Here is a 22021-nt window from a genome sequence, read left to right on the forward strand (position 1 = left end):
GGCGTCAGCAACAAGCACTGAGCTTTCAGGTTTGTGACAGGTTGATGACAGAGTTCTTGCCGCGGGGACCGTGAACCGGTATTCGCAATTTCTGACTGGTGGCGGCAACGGCCGCCATCGACGGACGACGAGGGCACTTGATGAAACCTGCCGTGACAAAACTCACCGGCATCAGCCACTTTCTGGCAGCCGCCGGCTATTCGATCGGCGGCTTCCGGCGGCTGATCAAAGAGGCTGCGTTCCGGCAGGAGCTGCTGTTCTTCGCGGTTTCGTTGATCCTCTTGATTGCTGTCGGCGCGACGCTTTCGGAGCTGATGATCGCCATCGTGCTGTTTCTCGCCCTCTTCGCCGTCGAGGCGCTGAACACGGCGATCGAGGAGGTCATCGACAGGATTTCCCCGGAGATCTCGATGGTTGGAAAGCACGCCAAGGATCTCGGATCGTTTGCCGTCGTCTGCATGATCGCCGCCTGCGGCGTGTTCCTGTTGTTCACGATCGGGAAGCATCTGTTGTTTGGGTGATGACGTCTGCAACCGGCAGTGGACTTTAGGTTGTATCTGTTATTTAATGCATCTTTAAGATGCGTTTAGAATGTCACTCTATCCTCGGGCGCAACGCCGGGGGATGCGATGTCAACGAGCGGTCAGGACTTCACAGACGATCCTGATTTCAAGCGGATCGTCGATTAAATCGTTACGCAAAGCTCCTGCGCTTGCGTGAGACCGCCGGCGCATCCTCGACGGCCGGGACGGTCTGCAGCACGCGCTTGGCCGGCAGGATGGCGATGACTTCGGTGCCTTCGCGCAGCTTCGACTTAAGGATGAACTGGCCGTCGTGCTTGGCAAGGATCGCCTGAACGATCGGCAGGCCGAGGCCGGTGCCCTGTTCGGCGCTCTTGATTGCGATCGAGCCCTGGCCGAAGGCGGAGAGGACTACCGGGATCTCTTCTTCGGGAATCCCGGGACCGTTGTCCTTGATGGAGATGTATTGGCCGCCGCCCGCCGTCCAGCCGACCTTGACGTGGATTTCGCCCGCCTGCGGGGTGAACTTTACGGCATTTGAAAGGAGGTTGAGAATGACCTGGCGCAGCGACTTCTCGTCAGCCCAAACGGCTGGCAATTCAAGCTCGAACTGCTGCGAGATGGTGATGTTCTTGCCGCGGGCCCGCAGCTGTACCATGCCGATGCAGTCTTCCGAAATATTCAGCAGCGAAACCGCTTCCTCGCTTAGCTCGTATTTTCCGGCCTCGATGCGTGAGAGATCGAGGATCTCGTTGATGAGATTCAGCAGATGTTCACCGGAGCGGTGGATGTCGCTGGTGTATTCCTTGTAAGTGGGGTTGTTGAGCGGCCCCATCACCTCCGCGGACATGACCTCCGAGAAGCCGAGGATGGCATTGAGCGGCGTTCTCAGTTCATGTGACATGGAGGCGAGGAAGCGGGACTTTGCCAGGTTGGCCTCCTCCGCCCGGCGGCGGGCCTCATCCGACATCGACTTGGCGACTTCGAGCTCGGCGATCAGATCGTCTTTCTCGGCCTGATAGGCGAGGATCTTCAGGTTGGACTGGAAGAGCCGGTCACTGATGTAGTTGAAGAGGATGACCGTCGTTGTGAAGATGGCCGTCAGGCTGATCTCGAGGATTTCGCGGGAGAGGCCGGCCTTGGCAACCAATCCGAGAACGACAGGCGCGAAGGTAATGAGCACTGACGGCGTCAGCATGAAATTCGACATTGCTGTAATAGAGAGCGCAATGAGCAGCGTGGCGCCCTTGTAGAGCAGGAAGCTCGACGGTTCGCACGTGGTGCAATCCTGCAGGGCGAACACAGCCCAGCAGCAGCCAACCATGAATTGCCCAAGCAAGAGAACACGGCGCCATTTGCGCGCCGTCGTCGTATTGATTTCCTGCCCGCGGGCGCGGCGCGCGAGAAACACGTTTGTGGCATGGGCCGTCAGCGTCAGCAGCGCCCACAGAAAGATTTGAGTGTTTTCCGTGAAATAGACGCCGAGAGCGGCGATGATCGTAACAAAGAGCGGTACGATCGATGCGCCCTGGAGGACGGCATTTATGTGCATCACGAGCACGTCGCGATCGAATGCGCCGCTTGCCGCGTGGCTCGACTGGAGGCGCTCCCGCGTCAGCCGAACAGCCTTCGACACTGGCTTGTTTCGGTGACTGCGTGACTTGTCGACGATATTCTTATCGGTCGATGTGCTAACGCCAGTACTCATTGTGCACGTTGAAACTTGATCCGCGGGTGGCTACACCCTAGACCGCAATTCTTAAGATGATGTTAGCCATCTTTGCCAAGGATTTGTTTTTTAAGGAGGCGAAAGCGTGACACGCGGTTTGCGAGTGATGCGCGACGGCGTGACGGCGCTGGCTCTGCTGGCATTCCTGTGGCTGATTGCGGCCAAGCTGAGCGATCACGCCGAAACTGTCCATTCCGGCCAGTTTCGTGCGGCTGACGGCGATAGCCTGAACCTCGGCAAGGAGCGGATGCGGCTTTACGGCATCGATGCGCCCGAACTCAGTCAGACATGCGAACGGGCAGGCATTGCATGGACCTGCGGGCAGCAGGCGAAGCGGACACTGCAGGCTCTTGTCGCGCCGACCGACACGCAATGTAGCGGAACCGGGCGGGACCGTTTCGATCGCTTGCTGGTGGTCTGTCATGCCGGTGGCGTAGATTTAAACGCCGAAATGGTGCGCCGGGGCATGGCGGTATCCTATGGAGCCTATGGTGACGAGGAGGCGTGGGCGAAGGCAGAGAAGGCCGGGCTCTGGGCGGGCACGTTCGAGATGCCTCGAAGCGTACGGGACCATACGCCGCGACCAGATGCCCGCGGCATCATGGGATTGCTCGGATGGTGATCGAGAAAAACGCCTCTGACGAGCGGGCGCTCGATATTCTTCGGCGGGAGATCGCCGCCTGTCGTATCTGTCGAGACGCGCCGCTTGGCGGGGCGGACACTCGTTTGCCGCACGAGCCGCGGCCGGTCGCGGTGATGTCGTCGAAGGCGAGGATACTGATCGCGGGGCAGGCGCCGGGCCTCAAGGTTCACGAGAGCGGCATTCCGTTCAACGATGCGTCCGGCGATCGCCTGCGCGACTGGTTGCAGGTCGATCGGGAGACGTTCTACGATTGCGACTGTTTCGCCATCGTGCCGATGGGCTTCTGTTTTCCCGGCTATGACGCCAAGGGCAGCGACCTGCCGCCGCGGCGCGAATGTGCACCGCATTGGCGGAGCCGGGTGATCTCGACAATGCCGCAGATCGAACTTGTGCTGGCAATCGGCCAATATGCGCAGGCTTGGCATATGGGCGCGGAGCGTCGCGAAAACATGACCGAGACGGTGCGGGCGTGGCAAACGACGTTGTCGCGTCCGCACTTGCCCGGGATCTTGCCGCTGCCCCATCCGAGCTGGCGCAACACTGGCTGGATCAAGCGCAATCCGTGGTTCGAGGCGGAGCTCCTGCCAGTTCTGCGGGAGCGCGTAAAACTCTTGATCGACTGAAACAAAATTCTTTTAAACTGCCGGAATCGCGTTATACAGAGAAAATAATTCGAAGGGGCTTTGTTGTATGGACCGTCTTGACCGCAAGATCCTGCGCCTTTTGCAGGAAGATTCGACCTTGGCCGTTGCCGATCTCGCCAAGAAGGTCGGGCTTTCAACGACACCGTGCTGGCGGCGCATCCAGAAGATGGAAGAGGACGGCGTGATCAAGCGTCGCGTCGCCATCCTTGATCCGGAAAAGGTCAACACGAAGGTCACGGTCTTTGTCTCGATCCGCACGGCAACGCACTCGATCGAGTGGCTGCGGCGCTTTTCGGAAGTCGTTGCCGATTTCCCCGAAGTGGTCGAGTTCTATCGCATGAGTGGCGACGTGGATTATCTGCTGCGCGTGGTCGTGCCTGACATTGCCGCCTATGACGCCTTCTACAAGCGGATGATCGCAAAGATCGAGATCCGCGATGTTTCGTCCGCCTTCGCCATGGAGCAGATCAAGTATTCGACGCAGCTGCCGCTTGACTACATGATCCTCGACAACGCCAAGTCGAACGAGGACTGACAGACGGCTGCGGCCATCTGTTATTCGCTCTGGCGAAGGTTCCTGAGCCGGTCGAACAGAACCGCAAGCACGATCGCGCCGCCGATGAAGGTGCCTTGCCAGAAGGCGTTGATCCCCAAGAGACCAAGGCTGTTGCGGATAACCTCGATCAATGCTGCGCCAACGATGGCGCCGAAGGCGGTGCCGACGCCGCCGGCGAGGTTTGCGCCGCCGATCACGGCTGCGGCAATCACCTGCAATTCCATGCCCGCGCCGATGTTTGTGGTTACCGCACCAAGCCAGCCGGTCTGGATGATGCCGGCAACACCGGCTGATAAGGCCGAGATCATATAGACCGCGACTTTGATCTTCCTGACTGGCACACCGGTCAGCGTCGCAGCGTGTTCGTTTCCACCGATGGCGAAGACGTAGCGGCCAAAGCGCGTCCAGCGCAGCACGAAGCCGGTCAGAAGCGCCAGCACGGCCATGTAAAGCACAGGATTGGCGATGCCGAGCCATGCACCGCCGCCGAGCGCCAGCAGCTTGTCGTGATCCGGGCCGAACTGGAAGACGACGGTGTTGTTCGAGGCCACCATTGCGAGGCTGCGGGCAATGGACAGCATGCCGAGCGTGACGACGAACGGCGGGAATCCGAGATAAGCGATCAGGATGCCGTTGAATGCGCCGATTACCAGCGCCGTGCCGATCGAGGCGGCAATGCCCGTTCCGATGCCGTAGCCGGCATGCATGGTAACCGCCAGCACCATACTGCAGAGGCAAAGCACCGACCCAACCGATAGGTCGATGCCTCCGGTGACGATGACCAGCGTCATGCCGAGAGCAATAACCGCGACAAACGTGACGTTACGCGTGATGTTGTAAAGGTTGGTGGGCGTGGCGAAGGAGCTCGTGGCGAAGGAGAGGAAAATGCAGGCGAGGATAACGGCCATGAGGACCCAGAAGGTCTGGCTCGCGAAAATGGACGAGAGCCAGTTGCGCTGCTTCTGCGCGATCGTCTGATCTAGAGTTATTGCCATGGTCGACCTTCGCTTACATTAGGTAGGTAACGTGCGCTAATCACACCTGTTCGATTGCGCCTGTTATGAGCCCAGTGACTTCCTCCGGCGAACTCGCCGTTATCGGTTTGTCGGCAACTTTGCGCCCGCGCCGCATGACAATCACGCGATCAGCAACCGAGAAGACATCAGGCATGCGGTGGCTGATCAGAATGACCGCGATGCCGCGATCGCGCAGTTGACGGATGTGAGCAAGAACCTCGGCAACCTGGCGCACGGAGATGGCGGCCGTCGGCTCGTCCATGAGCACGAGCTTTGCTTCCGCCAGCATAGTGCGGGCGATCGCGACGGCCTGGCGCTGACCACCCGACATCTGTTTGACCAGATCTCGCGGCCGCGTCTCCGATTTCAGGTCCTTGAAGATTTCGCCGGCGCGCTTGTACATTGTCTTGTAGTCGAGAATGCGTAAGGGCCCGAAACCGCGGCGCATCTCGCGGCCTAGAAATACGTTGGCGGCCGCCGTCAGATTGTTGCAGAGCGCGAGGTCCTGGTGGACGATCTCGATGCCCCGCTGCCGGGCTTCTACCGGCCGATGCAGGACTAGGTCTTCGTCGTCGAGCCGCATCGTTCCGTGGCTTGGACGGAAATTGCCGGCAATCATTTTCACGAGCGTCGATTTGCCGGCGCCATTGTCGCCCATCAACCCAACGACCTCTCCCGCCTCCAGCGAAAAAGAGACGTCGTTGACCGCCTGTATGGCCCCGAAATGTTTCGAGATGTTCGCGAGCTCGAGAACTGCCACCAGCTGTCTAGCCTCCCAAAGCCGCGACCGTGTTTCAGCCGCGATTTCACCCGCCAGTTTCCTCCCTGCGAGCGCTTTCAACATTACCCAGAACCGCGTGAGACCGTCAATCGGATGCTGCTAATTTACGGTCTCCGCTACAATTATTCGTTTTATAGTACAATTTCGTTGACGCGCGGAAGTGTCTGTATATTAGCTGTTGATGGAGGAGAGCATGCTGATCCTTGTCACCGGTGCAACGGGCAAGGTCGGGCAGCACTTCATCGCTGGGCTGCTCGACGATCCGCGATTTTCGAAGGCGCGCATTCGCGCGCTTTGTCATAACCGCTTGTGCCCAGAAACCGAACGTGTCGAGGCGGTGCGGGGCTCGATCAGCGATCGCGGAGTGGTGACGCGTGCGCTTGCTGATGTCACGCATGTCGTGCATCTCGCGACATGCAAGGAGACGCCTGATGACGTCATGGACGTCACCGTCAAAGGACTTTTCTGGCTTCTCGAGGGCTTCAGGACAAGCGCCACTGCGCGCCAATTCATTCTCATCGGCGGCGATGCGGGGATAGGCCACTTTTTCTATCGCCATGAGGCGCCAATCACCGAAGCTACGCCACACCAGGCTTATCCCGGTTGCTATGCGCTATCGAAGGTACTGGAAGAGGTGATGCTGGAGCAGTTCAAGAACCAGTATGGCATCAATGGCTGCTGCCTGCGGGCGCCATGGATCATGGAGAAGGACGATTTCAAGTTCACATTGTCGTTCGGTGATGATGTTTTCGGCGGACCGGACTGGAAGACGCTCGTTCCGGCGGGCGACGCCGCGCGCCATGTCCGGGAGCAGACGGTTCCGCTGTTGCGTGATGCCGATGGCCGCCCCTTGAAGCGCAATTTCGTTCACGTCGACGACCTTGTTGCGGCGATCCTTGCCGCGCTCGACAATCCACGCGCGAGAGGTCAACTGTTCAACATTTGCATGGATCGACCCGTCGACTACGGCGAGGTTGCCGCCCACCTTGCGCGCACACGCGGCCTTGGCTCCGTCGACATACCGAGCCAGTTCCATTCGAACTGGATGGACAACAGCAAGGCCAAATATTTGCTCGGATGGCGGCCCGTCTACGATCTGGAAATGCTTATCGACTCGGCCTGGGGGTATGTGCGTTCGGAGGAGGATCCTCGCATCGTCTGGTATCCGGGTTGATCATGTGGCGGGCGATGGCGTCCGCCATTTTTCAATGGGAGGAAGAAGCTATGAGGAAGGCATTATTGCTTACGGCCGCGGTGCTGGCGCTGACGGCCGGACAGGCCCTGGCGGCCAAGAAACAGTTGGTCATCGTGGTGAAGGGCCTCGACAACCCGTTCTTCGAGGCGATCAACCAGGGCTGCCAGAAGTGGAACAAGGAAAATCCGGACTCCGAATATGAATGCTTCTACACCGGTCCCGCATCGACCTCCGATGAAGCCGGCGAGGCGCAAATCGTTCAGGACGTACTGGGCAAGGCGGAAACGGCGGCAATCGCCATTTCTCCGTCGAACGCCAAGCTGATCGCGCAGACGCTGAAAACGGCAAACCCAAAGGTGCCTGTCATGACGCTCGACGCCGATCTTGCGGCAGAGGATTCAGCACTGCGCAAGACCTATCTCGGCACCGATAACTATCTGATGGGTGCGCGCATCGGCGAGTACATCAAGAAGGCAAAGCCGAAGGGCGGCAAGATCTGCACGATCGAAGGCAACCCGGGTGCCGACAATATTCTGCGTCGTGCCCAGGGGATGCGTGACACCCTGACGGGCCAGAAAGGCCTGACCGCGCTGAAAGGCGAGGGCGGGTGGACGGAAGTTGCCGGTTGCCCGGTCTTCACGAACGACGACGGCGCCAAGGGCGTTCAGGCCATGACCGACATTCTGGCGGCCAACACGGATCTCGATGCCTTCGGTATCATGGGCGGCTGGCCGCTATTCGGCGCGCCGCAGCCCTACCGCGATCTGTTCAAGCCAATGGCCGACAAGATCGCCAAGAACGAGTTCGTGATCGGTGCCGCCGACACGATCGGCGATGAAGTCGCCATTGCCAAGGACGGCCTCGTGACGGCACTTGTCGGGCAGCGGCCATTTGAAATGGGCTACAAGGCACCATCGGTGATGATGGATCTGATCGCCGGCAAGCCGGTCGACGACCCTGTCTTCACCGGCCTCGACGAGTGCACGAAGGATACCGTCGACACGTGCATCCAGAAATAGTTGGGCAGGAGGGACAGTGGGCGGACGGCGGTCGTCCGCCCGCTGCTCTTTGACGGACGAATGTGGCGGTCACCACGCTGCCGATGTCCGCTCCAGCCTAGCCACGACCTTCTCGCTGGTCAGTTCCCGGACGGCGTCCTTGCCGATCCAGCGTGCGGTCCGGTCGTCCGACGCGGCAAGGCTCTCCGCAAGCCTGAGCGCAGGACCATGGCAGCGGAGGTTGCGTTTGCCGATGTTTCTCAGCGCCCAATTCACCGCCTTGCGCACGAAATTGCGCGGGTCGCCAGCATGTGCCTCTATGAGCGGAAGCCATGCCAACAGCGTCTCGTCCGGCTCTGTCTTCAGATGAACGGCGGCGCCGGCGATCATAGCGAAGGCGGTCCGTCGGACGAACTCCCGGTCATCGGCTGCGAATTCGGGGACAAGCGCCTCGAGACGAGCTTCCACGTAGAGGTCCGCAGCGCAGTCAACGATTTCCCACGAGTTGAAATCATCGGCCCAGGTTCGCGCAATGTCTGATGTCAGCTTCTTGGGTTCCGCTGTGTAGAGAGCGAGCAGGTGGGCTTCGCGGATGTTGCTCTGCCAAAGCTCGAGGGCGCGGCCGTGGTTTCGCTTGACCGCTCTGGCGACTTTTTGGAGATCCGGATTGGATATTCCGAGCGTAGTTTCGGTGACGATACCGAAACTGGCCATCCCGGCGATGTTTTCCTCCGAGCGCAACGTTTGCAGGTGCGCAATCAGCTCTGCGGCGCTGGAGGAAGGACCGATCATTTCTCCAATCGAGCCAACAGCGAGGACGTATCCCATCTGTTGCCGCCCATAGCCTGCACGTCGCCGTAGAACTGGTCGACAAGGGCGGTGACCGGCAGCTTCGCGCCGTTGCGGCGCGCTTCGCTCAGGACGATCCCGAGATCCTTGCGCATCCAGTCGATCGCAAAGCCGAAGTCGTACTTGCCCGCGTTCATCGTCTTGTGCCGGTTCTCCATCTGCCAGGAGCCGGCGGCACCCTTGGAGATAACCTCGACAACCTTCTCGATGTCGAGGCCGGCGCGCTTGCCGAAATGAATCCCTTCCGCGAGCCCCTGGACGAGGCCGGCGATGCAGATCTGGTTGATCATCTTGGTCAGCTGACCGGCGCCAGCCGGTCCCATGAGGCCGACCATGCGGGCGTAGGCATCGATCACCGGCTTCGCCTTCTCGAACGTGGCTTCGTCACCGCCGCACATGACCGTCAGAACGCCATTCTCGGCGCCTGCCTGCCCGCCGGAAACCGGGGCGTCGATAAAGCCACAGCTCTTGTCTTTCGCCGCGGCATAAAGCTCGCGGGCGACTTCCGCGCTCGCGGTGGTGTTGTCGATCAGGATCGCACCCGGCTTCATCGACTCCAGAGCGCCATTCTCACCCATTGTCACTGAGCGGAGATCATCGTCATTGCCGACGCACGTAAAGACGAAATCCGCGGCCTTGGCGGCTTCCGCGGGAGTGGGCGCCGATTTGCCACCGAATTTCTCTGCCCAGGCGGCCGCCTTTTCTGCGGTCCGGTTATAGACCGTGACGTCATGGCCGCCTTTCACCTTGAGATGGCCCGCCATGGGAAACCCCATCACGCCGAGACCGATGAATGCGACTTTTGCCATGTGCCTATCCTTTCGTGAATGCAGGGCACGAGGCTTAGCCGAAAGCACGGCGCGCGGAAAGTCGGGTGGGACGCAAGTGACCTTGAGGTGGAAAAATTTTCCCCGAAAGCGGCGATTACTGGTCCGGATAATCCCGTGAGGGCCGAAAGATCATAAATAAAAATGTCGATTGATTTTATAGAGTTTATCAGAATTGGGATATCGAAACTTGAAGCGGTGAAACCTGCCGGCTTCCAAAGAGGGAACAACCATGATTTCACGACGTCAGACATTGGGGCTTTTCGGCGCCGCGGCGGCCACGGCATTGTTGCCCGGCATCAAGGGCGCGCGTGCGGCAGCAACCGAATTTCGCATCGGCTGGCAGAAGAACGGGGTACTCGCTTTGGCCAAGCGGCGCGGCGCGCTGGAAAAGCGGCTTGCCGACCGAGGCATCACCGTCAGCTGGTCGGAATTCACCTCCGGTCCGCCGCTGCTCGAGGCACTCGGCGCGGGCGCGCTCGATTTCGGTGCGACCGGTGACGTGCCTCCGCTTTTCGCCCAGGCGGCTGGCGGTCATCTCTATTATGTGGGCCTCTATCGAGGCAGTCCCGCAGGCTCGGCAATCCTTGTCAGAAAGGACTCGCCGATCCAGACGCTAGAAGATCTCAAGGGCAAGAAGGTTGCCTTCAAGCGCGGTTCGAGCGCCCATAACGTTACGGTCAAGGCCCTGCGTAAGGCAGGCCTGGCGCCTGAGGACATCGAGGGCGTGGATCTCAGCCCGGCGGATGCGGCGGCTGCCTTCAAGACTGGCAGCATCGACGCCTGGTCGATTTGGGACCCATATCTCGCGATTGCTGAAGCCGATCCGGAAACACGGGTTCTGACAACGGCCGAGGGCATTGTCGACTCCTATAGTTTCTTCCTTGCGAATGCCGAGTTCACCGACGCAAACGCGCAGGTCATCACCGATGTGCTTGATGAACTTAAGCAAGTCGGGCGGTCTGCACAGAGCAATCTCGATCAGACAATCAAGGAGCTCTCCGAAATTACCGGCGTGCCGCAGGAGGTAACGCGCGTGACGCTGACGCGTGCTGGCGCCGATCTTGGCAGCGTATCCGGCATCACGGATGCGGCTGCGGCCTACCAGCAGGGGCTGGCCGATGAGTTCTACAAGCTCGGCATCGTCCCGAAGCAACTGAACACCGGCGATATTATCTGGCGCGCCAAGGCAAGCTGATTTCCATTCCGACTAGAAGGCATGACATCCATGACCGGCAAACACGACCCCATCAATTTCCTCTGGTTCATCCCGACCTCGGGGGACGGCGCCTATCTCGGTTCGAACGAACAGACGCGCGCTCCGGAGATCGGCTATCTCACGCAAATCGCCCAGGCAGCCGATCGCTTGGGCTACTCTGGTGTCCTTCTGCCGACGGGCGTTGCCTGCGAGGAGTCCTTCGTGACAGCCGCCGCACTCGCCGCCAAGACCGAGAAGCTGCAGTTTCTGGTGGCAATTCGTCCTGGCACGGCATCGCCGGCATATTACGCGCGCCTGACGACGACGCTGGACCGCATTTCGAACGGACGTCTGCTGCTCAATATCGTCGTTGGTGGCAGTCCAGCGGAGCTTGCCGGCGACGGCATTCATCTCGCACATGATGAGCGTTATGCCCATGCCGATGAATTCTTCACGGTTTTCGAAGAGCTGTTGGAAAAGGGTGTCGCGAGCTATGACGGCAAGTACATCAAGGCGACAAATGCGCGCCTCGGCTTCCCGTCGGTGCAGAATCCGCGGCCGCCGCTCTACTTCGGTGGTTCGTCGGATGCCGGCATCGATTTCTCGGTCGGCCGCGTCGACAAGTACCTGACATGGGGCGAACCACCGGCGCAGGTTGCCGAAAAGGTTCAGAAGGTGCGCGCCGCTGCCGCGCAAAAGGGCCGCGAAGTCAGCTTCGGCATTCGCCTGCATTTCATCGTCCGCGAAACGGACGAGGAGGCATGGGCAGCGGCCGATCGCCTGATCTCGAAACTTGACGATGAGACGATTCGCGAGGCGCAGGAGCGCTTCGTCAACGAATCCGATTCCGTCGGCCAGAAGCGCATGGCGGCATTGCACGGCGGCCGGCGAGGCAAGTTGGAAGTGTCGCCGAACCTGTGGGCCGGTGTCGGACTGGTGCGCGCCGGGGCAGGAACAGCGCTGGTCGGCTCGCCGAAAACCGTTGCCGCGCGTCTGCGCGAATACCAGGACGTTGGCATCGACACCGTTATTGGGTCGGGCTACCCGCACCTAGAGGAGGCATACCGCGTTGCCGAGCTGCTCTTCCCCGAACTCGGGATCACGCGCCAAGAGCAGCGACACGGCTTCCAGACCGATTTCGGTAAGCATCAGGTCTTCGGCGGCGGCAGCCATGGCGGAAACCTGAAAGTGGTCTCCGGCTCCTGATCCGCCAATTGGCGCCGTCCGCTATCGGGCGGCGCTTCTTCATTGACGACGCACAGGCTTACCATGCCTCTCCAGAAGCTCGGGTGAAGCAAGCAGAAGCGAGGAAAAACCTTCATGTCGACTTTCGATACGCCGATCGGGCGGGCGCTGACCGAACGCGTTGAGCGCAAGGGAAGGCTCCGCGTCTCGCCTCCGGGGCGGGATAAGCTGTTGCCCTTCCTCGTGCCGGTGGCAATTATTGCCGTCTGGCAGTTGGCCTCGTCGGCCGGCTGGATCTCCTCCCGCATCATGCCATCACCCGTGGATGTGGCGATTGCCTTCTGGTCGACGACGATCACAGGACAATTGCCACACGATATCCTCGTCAGCGCCGGTCGCGCCTTTGCCGGTCTGCTGGTCGGCGGCTCGATCGGTTTCCTCCTTGGGATCGCCAACGGCGTCTCGAAAATCTCGGAGCAACTGACGGATACGACGCTGCAGATGCTGCGCACGATCCCGCATCTCGCCATGATCCCGCTGGTCATCCTGTGGTTCGGGATTGGTGAGGAATCCAAGTTGTTCCTGACTTCGCTCGGCGTGCTGTTTCCCATTTATCTCAACACCTATCACGGCGTTCGCAACGTCGATCGTGACCTGATCGAAATGGGCCGTGTCTATGGCATGGGAAGCTGGACCCTATTCAGGAAGGTGATCTTCCCTGGCGCGCTGCCGTCGATCTTCGTCGGGCTGCGTTACGCGCTCGGCATCATGTGGCTGACCTTGATTGTGTCGGAATCAATCGCGGCCTCATCAGGTATTGGTCACATGGCGAACAACGCCCGCGAGTTCATGATGACTGACATCGTCGTGCTGGCGCTGGTGATCTACGCCATTCTCGGCAAGCTTGCCGATGTCGTTGCCCGTGCGCTGGAGCGCCGGGCGCTCAAATGGAACCCGGTTTACCAGAAGTAGGAGAGGCGCCATGACCATCATCGCGCATGAGCGTTTTCAAGGGGCTGTGGACGAGCTCGAATACGAGACCGACCGTGCGACGCCGGCTGGCAGTGGGGCTGCTGCGATCACGCTGAAGGGACTTGAGAAGAGTTTCGGCAGCAATCGCGTGCTGCGCGGCATCAACCTCCACATTCCTGCCGGGCAGTTCGTCGCGGTCATCGGCAAGAGCGGTTGCGGCAAGAGTACGCTGTTGCGCATTCTGATGGGGCTCGACGAGCCGACGAGCGGCGAACTGCATTTCGAGAACGCCGATGGCGCTGATGCTGAAGCGAACGCGAGGATCGTGTTTCAGGAGCCTCGTCTGCTCCCTTGGCTGAGCGTCGCCGAAAACGTAGTAGTCGGCCTTGGCGATGGGGTCGATAAGCGCGTTGCCCTCAGGGAGGCCCAGGCTGTGCTCGGCGAGGTGCAGCTTGCCGAAAAGGCGAACGAATGGCCAGCGCGTCTTTCAGGCGGGCAGCGGCAGCGCGTGGCGCTGGCGCGGGCACTCATCAGCAAGCCCGGCGTGCTGGCACTGGACGAGCCGCTCGGCGCGCTCGACGCGTTGACACGGATCAGCATGCAGGAACTGCTCAATCGCGTCTGGCGGGAGCTAGGCTTTACGGCAGTTCTGGTCACGCACGACGTCAGCGAGGCGGTGCATCTTGCCGATCGTGTGATCGTGCTGGAAGAGGGGCGCGTTGAGCTTGATCTGGCGATTCCCTATCCGCACCCGCGCCGACATGGCAACCCCGCGCTGGCAGAGCTCGAAGGGCGGCTGCTGGCGGCGATCCTGGGGACGGACACCGCCCACTGAACGGCGCCGGTCGTGATGTGCGACGGGCGATCTCAGATTGCGCCGTCGACGATCACCATCGGCGTGCCCTGCGAGCAGCGCTCGATGCGGGCGTCGATCTTGTAGATGTCGCGAAGCATGGCGTCGGTGATGACGTCTGATGTTGGTCCGCTCGCCACCATTGCTCCATTGGCGATGACAATCGTGTTCTCGCAATAGCGCAGCGCATGATTGAGGTCGTGGAGCGCGATGAGCACGATCATTCCGTTGCGGCGGGCAAGGTCGGCGATAAAGCTCAGCACTTCGATCTGCCTGTGGAGGTCGAGCGCGGAGGTCGGCTCGTCCATCAGCAGGACCTCGGGCCTGCGTACCAGTGCCTGTGCGAGAGACACGAGTTGGCGCTGGCCTCCGGAAAGTTCGCCGAGACCACGGAAGGCCAGATTTTCGATACGGAGGGCCTTCAGGATTTCATCGATGCCGTCAAGCTCGTCGTCGGCAACCCGCCAGCCGCTGCCTTGCTTGGCAGACAGAAGGATCGACTCGTAGACGGTCAGGACGGCATTGGCGCCTGTATCTTGCGGCATATAGCAGATCGTCCGTGATCCACGTTCGGTATCGGAAAGCTTGACCAGTCCCGGACCTTTCACCAGCGCCGCGATCCGCTTGAACAGCGTCGATTTGCCTGCCGCGTTGGGGCCGATGATGGCCGTGACGCTGCCGCCTTTCAGGTCGTCGATGCTCACGTTCGATAGAACGGTCGTGCGCCCGTAGGAGGCGCCGACATCTGCGAGAGCCAAGGCTACCATGCGCGCCTCCTATTGCTGAAGATGAGAACGAAGAAGAACGGTACGCCGACGAGCGCCGTAATCACACCGATCGGCAGGATCGCACCTGGGATCAGGATCTTGCTGACGACCGATGTCACCGACAGGAGAAGAGCACCGCAGATGACCGAACCCGGCAGGAAGAAGCGCTGATCCTCGCCTACAACCATGCGGGCGATATGCGGGCCGACGAGCCCGACGAAGCCAATGGTGCCGACGAACGACACTGGGATGGCGGCCAGAAGACTGACGATCATCATCGTTTGTAGACGCAGCCTGCGGACGTTGATGCCGAGGCTGGCCGCCTTGTCGTCGCCGAGCCGCAGGGCCGTCAACGCCCAGGCCTGCCGCATGAAGAGCGGCACGGTGACGACGAGCACGGCAGCGGTGAAATAGACCTTTGCCCAAGTCGCCTTGGTCAGGCTGCCCATGGTCCAGAAGACGACGGCGGCCAACGCCTGTTCAGAGGCGAGATATTCCAATAGCGACAGCGCGGCATTGAAGGTGAAGACGAGGGCGATGCCGAGCAGTACGATCGTTTCGACGCTCACGCCGCGCATCGTCGAGGCGAAGTGAATGAAGAGCGCAGCGGCCATCGCCATCAGGAATGCGTTCAACGGCACCATGTATTCGATCGCGCCCGGAAAGATCGCAACGCCGCCGACAAGCGCCAGGGCGGCGCCGAAGCTCGCGGCGGCGGAAATGCCGAGCGTGAAGGGGCTAGCCAGCGGGTTCGAAAGGATCGTCTGCATCTGCGCACCCGCCACGGAAAGCGAAGCACCGACGGTCACCGCCATCAAGGCGATCGGCATGCGGATATCCCAGATTATAACGCGAAGCTGGTTGGCAGCCGCTGCCGGGTCAAAGAGCGCCGACAGTACGTCCGAAAGCGCATAGTTGGCAGGCCCGAGCGCCATATCGGCCGAGATGCTGAAACAGAGCGCTGCGGTTAGCCCGACGAGGATGAGGATACGGCGAAACGCAAGGGCGCGATATTGCTCGCGCCCTGTCGCTTCAAGCTGGACCTGACTGAATGAGGCCATCAGTTGGAGCCCTTTTCGAGAGAAACGAAATATCCCGGCTGGTAAGTCACCGGCAGGAACCTCTTGTGGAATTCTGCGAAGTTGGCTTCGGGATCGAGATCAGCGAAGAGATCCGGGTGAAACCATTTGGCAAATTGCTGAATCGGGAAGAACTCGTAAGGCGCGCCATAGAACTGGTGCCAGACGCCATGCACGTTGCCGTCCTTAACAGCTTTCAGTTCCGGAAAGGGCGTGCGGGTCATGAGATTTGCCAGCCGCTCGCGGGCCAGCGTCATATCCGCGCCGCGCCCGACGGGCACGAACTGGTTGATGTCGGACTCGGCTGCCCAGTTCGATCCGGTGACGATGACATGCTGCGGATCCGAAACGACAAGTTGTTCGGGATTGAGATCGCCGAACGTTGTCTTGATGACGTCGGCGGCAACGTTGTGGCCGCCCGCCTGTTCGACCATGGCGCCGAAATTGACCGGGCCGAAGGTGCGGCAGCACGTGTTCTCGCCGGAAATGCCAGGCGCGCGTTCGATGAAGACGTGCGGTCGCTTGAGATCCTTGACAGGCGCAAGCCTGTCGGTCACGCGCGCAATCTCGGCGCGGCGATAGGCGATGAACTCCTTTGCACGCTCCTCCGCGCCGAAGAGCTGGCCTAAAATCTCGATCGAAGTCTCGCTGTTCCTGTCGGGATCGATGCGAAAATCGAGGTAGATCACCTTGATGTCGGCGGCTGCCGCTTTCTCTTCGAATCCGCTCTCCTTCGCGGACTTTTCCGCCTCGAGATTGAGCGTAATCACATCCGGTGAGAGCGAGATCGCGGTTTCGAGGCTGAAATCGCCCTGCGGCACATAGCCGAAACGCGGCAGCTTCTCGATCTGCGGGAAACGTTCGGCATAAGCCTTGTAGCTATCAGGGTCTTTCTTGACGAGGTCGTCGCGCCAGCCGACGATGGTACCGAAGGTCTGCTCACCCTTGAGCGCTGCAATCACATGGATCTGACGCGCCTCGCCAACGATGACGCGCTTGGCTGGCAGGTCAATCTCGACCGTGCGACCGGTGACATCGGTGATTTCCGCAGACAGGGCGGGCGTGGTCACGAGCGCAAGCGCAAGGACGGCAATGTGCCGGAGTGTCGTGAGCCGCATGGACACCTCTCAATCTGAAAAAGGAAATAACGGAGCCGCATACGCGCGGCCCGTCTTGCTATGCCGGCGGACCTTCGGTGGTCCTGCCGGTCGCGTCTTACTGGTCGTCCTTCAACGAAACGAAGTAACCCGGCTTGTATTCCAGCGGCAGGAAGCGCGCGTGCAGTTCCTTGAATGTCGCTTCGGGGTCAAGATCGGCGAAGAGATCCGGATGCAGCCACTTTGCGATCTCCTGGATTGCCACGAACTGGTAGGGGTTGTTGTAAAACTGGTGCCAGATGGCGTGAACGTTCTTGTCTTCGACGGCCTTGACGTCGGTGAAGGCAGGGCGTTTCGTCAGGGCCTCGAGCTTGCGGTGCGCTTCCTTGAGGTCAGCGCCATAGCCAACGCCGACCCAGGCGCCGCCCGGAACATACTTGTCCCAGTTGCCACCGGTAATGATGATCTGGTCAGGATTGGAGGCAATGATCTGCTCGGGATTGACGGTGCCGAACGTGCCCGGAATGATGTCCTTGGCCATGTTCTTTCCGCCCGCGATTTCGACCATCTTGCCGAAGTTCTCGTCGCCGAAGGACATGCAGCAATCGTCGGAGTAGCCACCGGCGCGCTCGACGAACACGACGGGCTTGGCCGGATTGTTCTTTTCGAGGACGTCGGTGACGCGCTTGATGCTGTCGACACGGAACTTGATGAAGTCCTCGGCAACGGCCTCCTTGCCCATCAGCTGGCCCATGATGCGCATGCTGGGCTCGGTGTTTTCCATCGGCTTTTCGCGGAAATCTATGTAGACCAGCGGGATGCCGACCTTGGCGAGCTTCTCGATATAGCCGGCTTCTTCGGTTGCTGTCTTGGCATCGACGTTCATCAGAATGACGTCGGGCTTGAGCGCCACGGCCTGCTCGACATCGAAGGTGCCGTCCTTCATGCCGCCGAAGGTCGGAAGCTTGGCGATGTCAGGATACTTCGCGAGATAGGCCTGGTAGGACTCGGGATCTGCCTTGGGCAGGTCGTCGCGCCAGCCGACGACGTGCTCGAAAGGCGCCTCCTTGTCGAGAGCAGCCAGGAAGTAGATCTGCCGTCCCTCGCCAAGAATCATGTGGTTGACGGGCGCGCTCACTTCGACGCTTCGGCCGGTCACGTCCTTGATCGTGATCTTGTCGGCCAGGGCGGGCAGGACCGCGGAGACGACAAAGCCCATTGCAAGCGCTGCTGTTTTGCCTGTAAGTCGCATCGAAAAGTATACCCCCGTGGAAAACTTTTCGTCGTCTATTATTTTATGACTTAAGCAGTCAAGTTATATCTATTAGAACGATTTCAAACTGAAATGGCGACTGGCATGAGCATGAGTGAAACGGGAATTGCAGGCGGGCACAATTATGGACTTCGCGAGGAGATCAAGGCCTACTGGTCAGCACGCGCGGCGACCTTCGATCTGTCTCCTGGGCACGAGATTTTTTCCGAGCCAGAGCGCCTTGCCTGGCATCGCCTGATTCTGAAGCATCTGGGGCCGGGCAACGGCAGGCTGGCGCTCGACCTCGCCAGCGGTACCGGCGTGATTTCCCATCTGATGGACGATCTGGGGTTCAAGGTGACGGGGCTTGATTGGGCCGAGCCGATGCTGGAGCGAGCGCGCGCCAAGGCAAAGGCGAGGGGGCGCTCGATTTCGTTTAGAATGGTCGATGTCGAGAACACGATGGAGCCCGACGAAACCTACGACGTCATCATAACGCGCCATCTGGTCTGGACGCTGGTGGATCCGAAGGCGGCTTTCGCCGAATGGATGCGTGTTTTGAAGCCGGGCGGGACGATCCTCATCGTCGATGGGGATTTCGTGAATGTCAGCCGGGTAGAACGCCTTCTGAAGGCACTCGCGAAGACCATGGAGAGGGCAGGCTTGCTCAAGGCCGATCCGCCGCATGCACCGCCCGAGCTCATGAAAAATCACAGTGACATCGTTTCGCGCGTTCACTTTTCGGAAGGGGCACGGGCGGATCTGGTCGCAGGCATGCTCGGCGACGCCGGCTTCGAAGGGATCACGATCGACACGAACCTGCGTGAAATCCACAGGAGCCAGGCGAAGCACTGGAACTATCTGAAGGCGCTGTCGCGCGGAATCCAGCATCGCTTTGCCATCAGCGCGCGTAAACCGGCCGGCTGAAGACAGCCAAGCAACCGCAACAGCGGGCGCAGTTTCGCGAGGCGGCTAGAACAGCAATGCGTTGAGGGTGACGAGCACGACAAAAGCAACGACGACCAAGGAAGCTCCCCAAGCAACCGTGCGGTTTGCATTGGCCAGGACTTGTGGTCTGGGGCCGCGCTTGGGATTGAATTTGTGCCGACGCTTTAGTGCGGTTCCACCTTGTGAAGATCGCTTCTCTGCAGCCATACCGCCTCACTTGCAGCCGTGGGATTGTTAAGACGCCAATCTATAGCATGAAAGCGGTCCAATATTTAGTGTGCGGTGCTGCCGTCTCGCTCGACGTAGGCCTGGATGCGATCGACCAAAATCTCGGTTCCTTGCCGCCGTGAGCCGCCGTCGGCGTAGCCATCGAGGAAAACGACCTGCTCGGTGAAGAGCATGGTTGTTCCCGATGGAGTCGCCTCGAAGGTGATTGTCGCAAGCGATGCCGAAATGCGCGTTTCGCCGAGCTTCATGTCATAGGCATAGATGATGCGTGCCTGCGGCACGATATCGAGATAGCGCGCCTCATAGGCGTGCGGAACGCCGAAGCTGTCGGCGACGCGGTTTCGCTCCCGGCCGCCGACACGGAAGTCGAGGCTGTATTCGAGGGGCACCCATTCGTCGTGGCAGGCAAACCACTGGCGCTTGGCTTCCGGATCGGCCCAAGCGGCAAAGACGCGTGAGACCGGCGCCCGCATCTTTCGCTCGATCGAGAAGGTTTCGTGCATGGCGGAATATTTCATCATCTCGGTCGTCACTCCGGTTGGTCGTCTGCCAGGAACTGGTCCAGGCGGTCAAAGGCTTTGTTCCAGCTCGCCTTGTGCGCGGCAAGCCAGTGCTCCATCTGCGCCAGTGCATCTTTCTGCAGGCGGTAGGTGCGCACACGGCCGCTCTTTTCCGAGTGGACGAGGCCGCTTTTTTCCAGAACCGCGAGGTGCTTCATAACGGTCGGAAGCGCCATCGACAGAGGTTCCGCGAGCTCCGATACCGAGGCGGGCCCTTGGCCAAGGCGATCGACCATGCCGCGCCGACTGCGGTCCGACAGCGCGCGGAACATCTGATCGAGCGCGGCGGGTTCGTGCATCATTCGGCGGCTTCGTCCGGCCGGAAGCGCGCAGGCAGGCGTTCGCGGTAGGGATAGAACTTGAAGTAGGGGCGCGCCTCTTCCAGGACGCGCGCAAAGGAAGGGCGCGTCAGAAGCCTGTTATAGTAGCCTTGCAGCTTCGCTTGGTCCACGAAGGGAACCAGTGTCTCGGAGTAGAAGAGGGCAGGCGCTGCGGCACAATCGGCCATGGTGAAGCTGTCCCCGGCAATCCATGGGTATTCGCCGAGCTGCCGCTCGATCATGCAGTAGGCTTTGCGCAGCGCCGCCTCAGCCTCGGCTACACGGGCTGGATCGCCGCCGCCACGCAGGCGTTCGCCAACGATTCGCTGCATCGGATCCTGCACATGCAGGTCGAAGAAACGATCCCACAGCCTGACTTCGAGCGCTTTGTCGAAATCGTCTGGGATGAGGGCCGTCCTGCCCGGATAGTACTGATCGAGATACTCGATGATGATTGTCGTTTCGGGGATCGTGCGGTCGCGCGCCTCGTCGCGCAGCACTGGCATCTTCCCGAGTGGCGAGATGCTGAGGAACGCCGCTCTCGATGCCTCGTTTCCGAGATCGACATGAACGGCCTCGAAGGGGGTGGCGTTCTCGTAAAGCGCGATCAAGACTTTGTGGCAGAAGGATGCAAGCGGGTGACTGTGGAGGGAAAGCGACATGCGGCCAGCCTTTCACGCTGTTAAAAACTTGCGTGATTGGCTAAGTATCAGGTCGTCGATGTGGGTTCAATGGAAAAGTTGCGTCATTGGCTAACTATCGGCAGACGGAGGAGGTGTTGGCCCGTTGTCCAGCCGCTTCGAATGCTCGTCAGTTGCGCCTGCCCGACCCAATCAATCGTCTGATAGATCCCACGTCATTTGTCTAGCAACGCAACACAATCACTGATTGCATTCAGTGTCGCAACTGATGCGTCGCGGATCTTTCGCTGCAGACATCAGCCGAGGCGCGCGATCACCAGATGGCCCGGGCTCGGTTGACCATCCTGCATGCGGACGTTGATCTCCCTCATCTCGACGAGTTCGAATCCGGTCGCCGTGAGCCTTTCGCGAATATAAGCCGCCGAATGCAGGAAGCGCTGGTGGGGGCCGACCAGGTAAGGTTGGCCTTTCGCAGATGCCTCGGGCAGTTCCTCCGAGGAGAAGATGAAGAGGCCGCCAGGATTGAGGTTTTCCGCCGCGCCGAAGAACAGCGGCTCCAGTGCGCCGAGGTAGGGCAGGACGTCCGTTGCGGTGATGAGGTCGAATGGATCCTCGTCATTGTCATCGAGGAAGTCTTCGACTTCTGCGACGAAGAGCGTTTCGTAGAGATCCTTCTCGTGGGCAATCTCGACCATGTTTTCGGAGATATCGATGCCGGTCATGTCCTCGCAGAGATCGCCGAGCGCGCTGCCGGTAAGGCCGGTGCCGCAGCCGAGGTCGAGCATACGCTTGAAGGGACCAAGGTTCAGGTCCTGCAGGCGTTGGCGGACCATCATCGGCACGTGGTAGCCGAGCTGTTCCACCAGAACGTCCTCGAAGACCTCGGCATGCTGATCGAACAAGGTCTCGACATAAGCGTCCGGCGCCTTTGTCGGGGTCTCGCCGCGCCCCATGGAGGCGATCCTCACGGCCGCACCGCCATGATCGTCGGGATCGATGGCAAGAACCTCTTCATAGGCCTTCACGGCGGCATCAACATCACCCGCCTTCTCAAGGGCAAGAGCCCGCTCGTAGGCTTCCGCGAGTGCGTCTTCGTCGATCTTCTTGGCCATAGCAATTCACCATCGTTTTTATTCCAGAGCTGCGTCTAAGGCGACTGAAT

The 22021-nt window shown here is 60.2% G+C and carries 24 protein-coding genes; 11 read left to right on the forward strand and 13 right to left on the reverse strand.

The features are described 5' to 3' along the window. Nucleotides 1-140: 140 nt before the first annotated feature. The gene (locus tag PMI09_RS29065) at nucleotides 141-521 is read left to right on the forward strand and encodes a diacylglycerol kinase (RefSeq protein ID WP_007802791.1); all 381 of its coding nucleotides are present in this window, start codon (nucleotides 141-143) and stop codon (nucleotides 519-521) included. 172 nt (nucleotides 522-693) lie between these two features. On the opposite strand, the gene PMI09_RS29070 is transcribed toward PMI09_RS29065, so the two are convergent. Next, nucleotides 694-2229: a sensor histidine kinase gene (locus PMI09_RS29070; protein ID WP_007802793.1), complete on the reverse strand. Its 1536-nt coding sequence runs from the start codon at nucleotides 2227-2229 to the stop codon at nucleotides 694-696. Nucleotides 2230-2335: 106 nt separating this feature from the next. Between PMI09_RS29070 and PMI09_RS29075 the strand changes: the two genes are divergently transcribed. The 3 genes from PMI09_RS29075 (at nucleotide 2336) to PMI09_RS29085 (ending at nucleotide 4072) form a co-directional block, all read left to right on the forward strand. Continuing rightward, nucleotides 2336-2872, forward strand: a complete 537-nt coding sequence (locus PMI09_RS29075; protein WP_007802796.1) for a thermonuclease family protein — start codon at nucleotides 2336-2338, stop codon at nucleotides 2870-2872. Continuing rightward, nucleotides 2866-3516 carry a uracil-DNA glycosylase family protein gene (locus PMI09_RS29080; protein ID WP_007802798.1) on the forward strand — a complete coding sequence of 217 codons (651 nt, stop codon included), beginning with the start codon at nucleotides 2866-2868 and terminating at the stop codon, nucleotides 3514-3516. Before PMI09_RS29075 ends, PMI09_RS29080 begins: the two co-directional genes overlap by 7 nt. Nucleotides 3517-3583: 67 nt before the next feature. Next, nucleotides 3584-4072 (forward strand): Lrp/AsnC family transcriptional regulator, encoded by a 489-nt coding sequence (locus tag PMI09_RS29085; protein ID WP_007533095.1) that lies wholly within the window; start codon nucleotides 3584-3586, stop codon nucleotides 4070-4072. 20 nt (nucleotides 4073-4092) lie between these two features. Here PMI09_RS29085 and PMI09_RS29090 read toward each other — a convergent pair whose 3' ends face one another. Continuing rightward, nucleotides 4093-5088, reverse strand: coding sequence for an ABC transporter permease (locus PMI09_RS29090; RefSeq protein ID WP_007802800.1), 996 nt, complete (start codon nucleotides 5086-5088; stop codon nucleotides 4093-4095). A 40-nt stretch (nucleotides 5089-5128) separates the two neighbouring features. Then, entirely contained in the window at nucleotides 5129-5953 is an 825-nt protein-coding gene (locus PMI09_RS29095) for an ATP-binding cassette domain-containing protein (RefSeq protein ID WP_007802802.1), read from the reverse strand. Between the two features lie 130 nt (nucleotides 5954-6083). Between PMI09_RS29095 and PMI09_RS29100 the strand changes: the two genes are divergently transcribed. Both PMI09_RS29100 and PMI09_RS29105 read left to right on the forward strand, forming a co-directional pair. Continuing rightward, nucleotides 6084-7064: an NAD-dependent epimerase/dehydratase family protein gene (locus PMI09_RS29100; RefSeq protein ID WP_007802804.1), complete on the forward strand. Its 981-nt coding sequence runs from the start codon at nucleotides 6084-6086 to the stop codon at nucleotides 7062-7064. Between the two features lie 50 nt (nucleotides 7065-7114). Next, nucleotides 7115-8104, forward strand: coding sequence for a substrate-binding domain-containing protein (locus PMI09_RS29105; RefSeq protein ID WP_007802806.1), 990 nt, complete (start codon nucleotides 7115-7117; stop codon nucleotides 8102-8104). Nucleotides 8105-8173: 69 nt separating this feature from the next. On the opposite strand, the gene PMI09_RS29110 is transcribed toward PMI09_RS29105, so the two are convergent. Beyond that, nucleotides 8174-8875, reverse strand: a complete 702-nt coding sequence (locus PMI09_RS29110) for a DNA alkylation repair protein (protein WP_037084508.1) — start codon at nucleotides 8873-8875, stop codon at nucleotides 8174-8176. After that, nucleotides 8872-9741 carry an NAD(P)-dependent oxidoreductase gene (locus PMI09_RS29115; RefSeq protein ID WP_007802809.1) on the reverse strand — a complete coding sequence of 290 codons (870 nt, stop codon included), beginning with the start codon at nucleotides 9739-9741 and terminating at the stop codon, nucleotides 8872-8874. The genes PMI09_RS29110 and PMI09_RS29115 overlap by 4 nt, the downstream gene beginning before the upstream one ends. A gap of 250 nt (nucleotides 9742-9991) precedes the next feature. Between PMI09_RS29115 and PMI09_RS29120 the strand changes: the two genes are divergently transcribed. The 4 genes from PMI09_RS29120 (at nucleotide 9992) to PMI09_RS29135 (ending at nucleotide 13949) form a co-directional block, all read left to right on the forward strand. After that, entirely contained in the window at nucleotides 9992-10957 is a 966-nt protein-coding gene (locus PMI09_RS29120; RefSeq protein WP_007802811.1) for an aliphatic sulfonate ABC transporter substrate-binding protein, read from the forward strand. A gap of 30 nt (nucleotides 10958-10987) precedes the next feature. Next, entirely contained in the window at nucleotides 10988-12163 is a 1176-nt protein-coding gene (gene ssuD / locus PMI09_RS29125; protein ID WP_007802813.1) for an FMNH2-dependent alkanesulfonate monooxygenase, read from the forward strand. A gap of 114 nt (nucleotides 12164-12277) precedes the next feature. Continuing rightward, a complete protein-coding gene (ssuC, locus tag PMI09_RS29130) occupies nucleotides 12278-13114 on the forward strand; it encodes an aliphatic sulfonate ABC transporter permease SsuC (RefSeq protein WP_007802815.1) in 837 nt (278 codons plus the stop codon). Nucleotides 13115-13124: 10 nt separating this feature from the next. Beyond that, nucleotides 13125-13949: an ATP-binding cassette domain-containing protein gene (locus tag PMI09_RS29135; RefSeq protein WP_007802817.1), complete on the forward strand. Its 825-nt coding sequence runs from the start codon at nucleotides 13125-13127 to the stop codon at nucleotides 13947-13949. 32 nt (nucleotides 13950-13981) lie between these two features. Here PMI09_RS29135 and PMI09_RS29140 read toward each other — a convergent pair whose 3' ends face one another. The 4 genes from PMI09_RS29140 to PMI09_RS29155 form a co-directional block, all read right to left on the reverse strand. Further along, complete coding sequence (locus PMI09_RS29140; protein ID WP_007802818.1) at nucleotides 13982-14734, reverse strand: ABC transporter ATP-binding protein; 753 nt, start codon at nucleotides 14732-14734, stop codon at nucleotides 13982-13984. Then, nucleotides 14728-15795, reverse strand: a complete 1068-nt coding sequence (locus PMI09_RS29145; RefSeq protein WP_007802820.1) for a FecCD family ABC transporter permease — start codon at nucleotides 15793-15795, stop codon at nucleotides 14728-14730. The genes PMI09_RS29140 and PMI09_RS29145 overlap by 7 nt, the downstream gene beginning before the upstream one ends. After that, entirely contained in the window at nucleotides 15795-16931 is a 1137-nt protein-coding gene (locus PMI09_RS29150) for an ABC transporter substrate-binding protein (protein WP_007802822.1), read from the reverse strand. The genes PMI09_RS29145 and PMI09_RS29150 overlap by 1 nt, the downstream gene beginning before the upstream one ends. A 97-nt stretch (nucleotides 16932-17028) precedes the next feature. Further along, complete coding sequence (locus PMI09_RS29155; protein ID WP_037084511.1) at nucleotides 17029-18162, reverse strand: ABC transporter substrate-binding protein; 1134 nt, start codon at nucleotides 18160-18162, stop codon at nucleotides 17029-17031. A gap of 111 nt (nucleotides 18163-18273) precedes the next feature. Here PMI09_RS29155 and PMI09_RS29160 point away from each other — a divergent pair, with 111 nt between their 5' ends. Further along, on the forward strand, nucleotides 18274-19089 hold the full coding sequence (locus PMI09_RS29160; protein WP_037084515.1) for a class I SAM-dependent methyltransferase: 816 nt from the start codon (nucleotides 18274-18276) through the stop codon (nucleotides 19087-19089). 293 nt (nucleotides 19090-19382) lie between these two features. Here the strand turns inward: PMI09_RS29160 and PMI09_RS29165 are convergent, their stop codons facing one another. The 4 genes from PMI09_RS29165 to PMI09_RS29180 form a co-directional block, all read right to left on the reverse strand. Continuing rightward, nucleotides 19383-19859: an SRPBCC family protein gene (locus PMI09_RS29165; protein ID WP_007802827.1), complete on the reverse strand. Its 477-nt coding sequence runs from the start codon at nucleotides 19857-19859 to the stop codon at nucleotides 19383-19385. A gap of 8 nt (nucleotides 19860-19867) precedes the next feature. After that, nucleotides 19868-20200, reverse strand: a complete 333-nt coding sequence (locus PMI09_RS29170; RefSeq protein ID WP_007802829.1) for an ArsR/SmtB family transcription factor — start codon at nucleotides 20198-20200, stop codon at nucleotides 19868-19870. After that, nucleotides 20197-20880 carry a glutathione S-transferase family protein gene (locus PMI09_RS29175; protein ID WP_007802831.1) on the reverse strand — a complete coding sequence of 228 codons (684 nt, stop codon included), beginning with the start codon at nucleotides 20878-20880 and terminating at the stop codon, nucleotides 20197-20199. Before PMI09_RS29175 ends, PMI09_RS29170 begins: the two co-directional genes overlap by 4 nt. Nucleotides 20881-21155: 275 nt before the next feature. Then, on the reverse strand, nucleotides 21156-21971 hold the full coding sequence (locus PMI09_RS29180; protein ID WP_007802833.1) for a class I SAM-dependent DNA methyltransferase: 816 nt from the start codon (nucleotides 21969-21971) through the stop codon (nucleotides 21156-21158). Nucleotides 21972-22021 lie beyond the last annotated feature (50 nt).

The sequence above is a fragment of the Rhizobium sp. CF122 genome (assembly GCF_000282035.1).
In the GTDB taxonomy this organism is placed as follows: domain Bacteria; phylum Pseudomonadota; class Alphaproteobacteria; order Rhizobiales; family Rhizobiaceae; genus Rhizobium.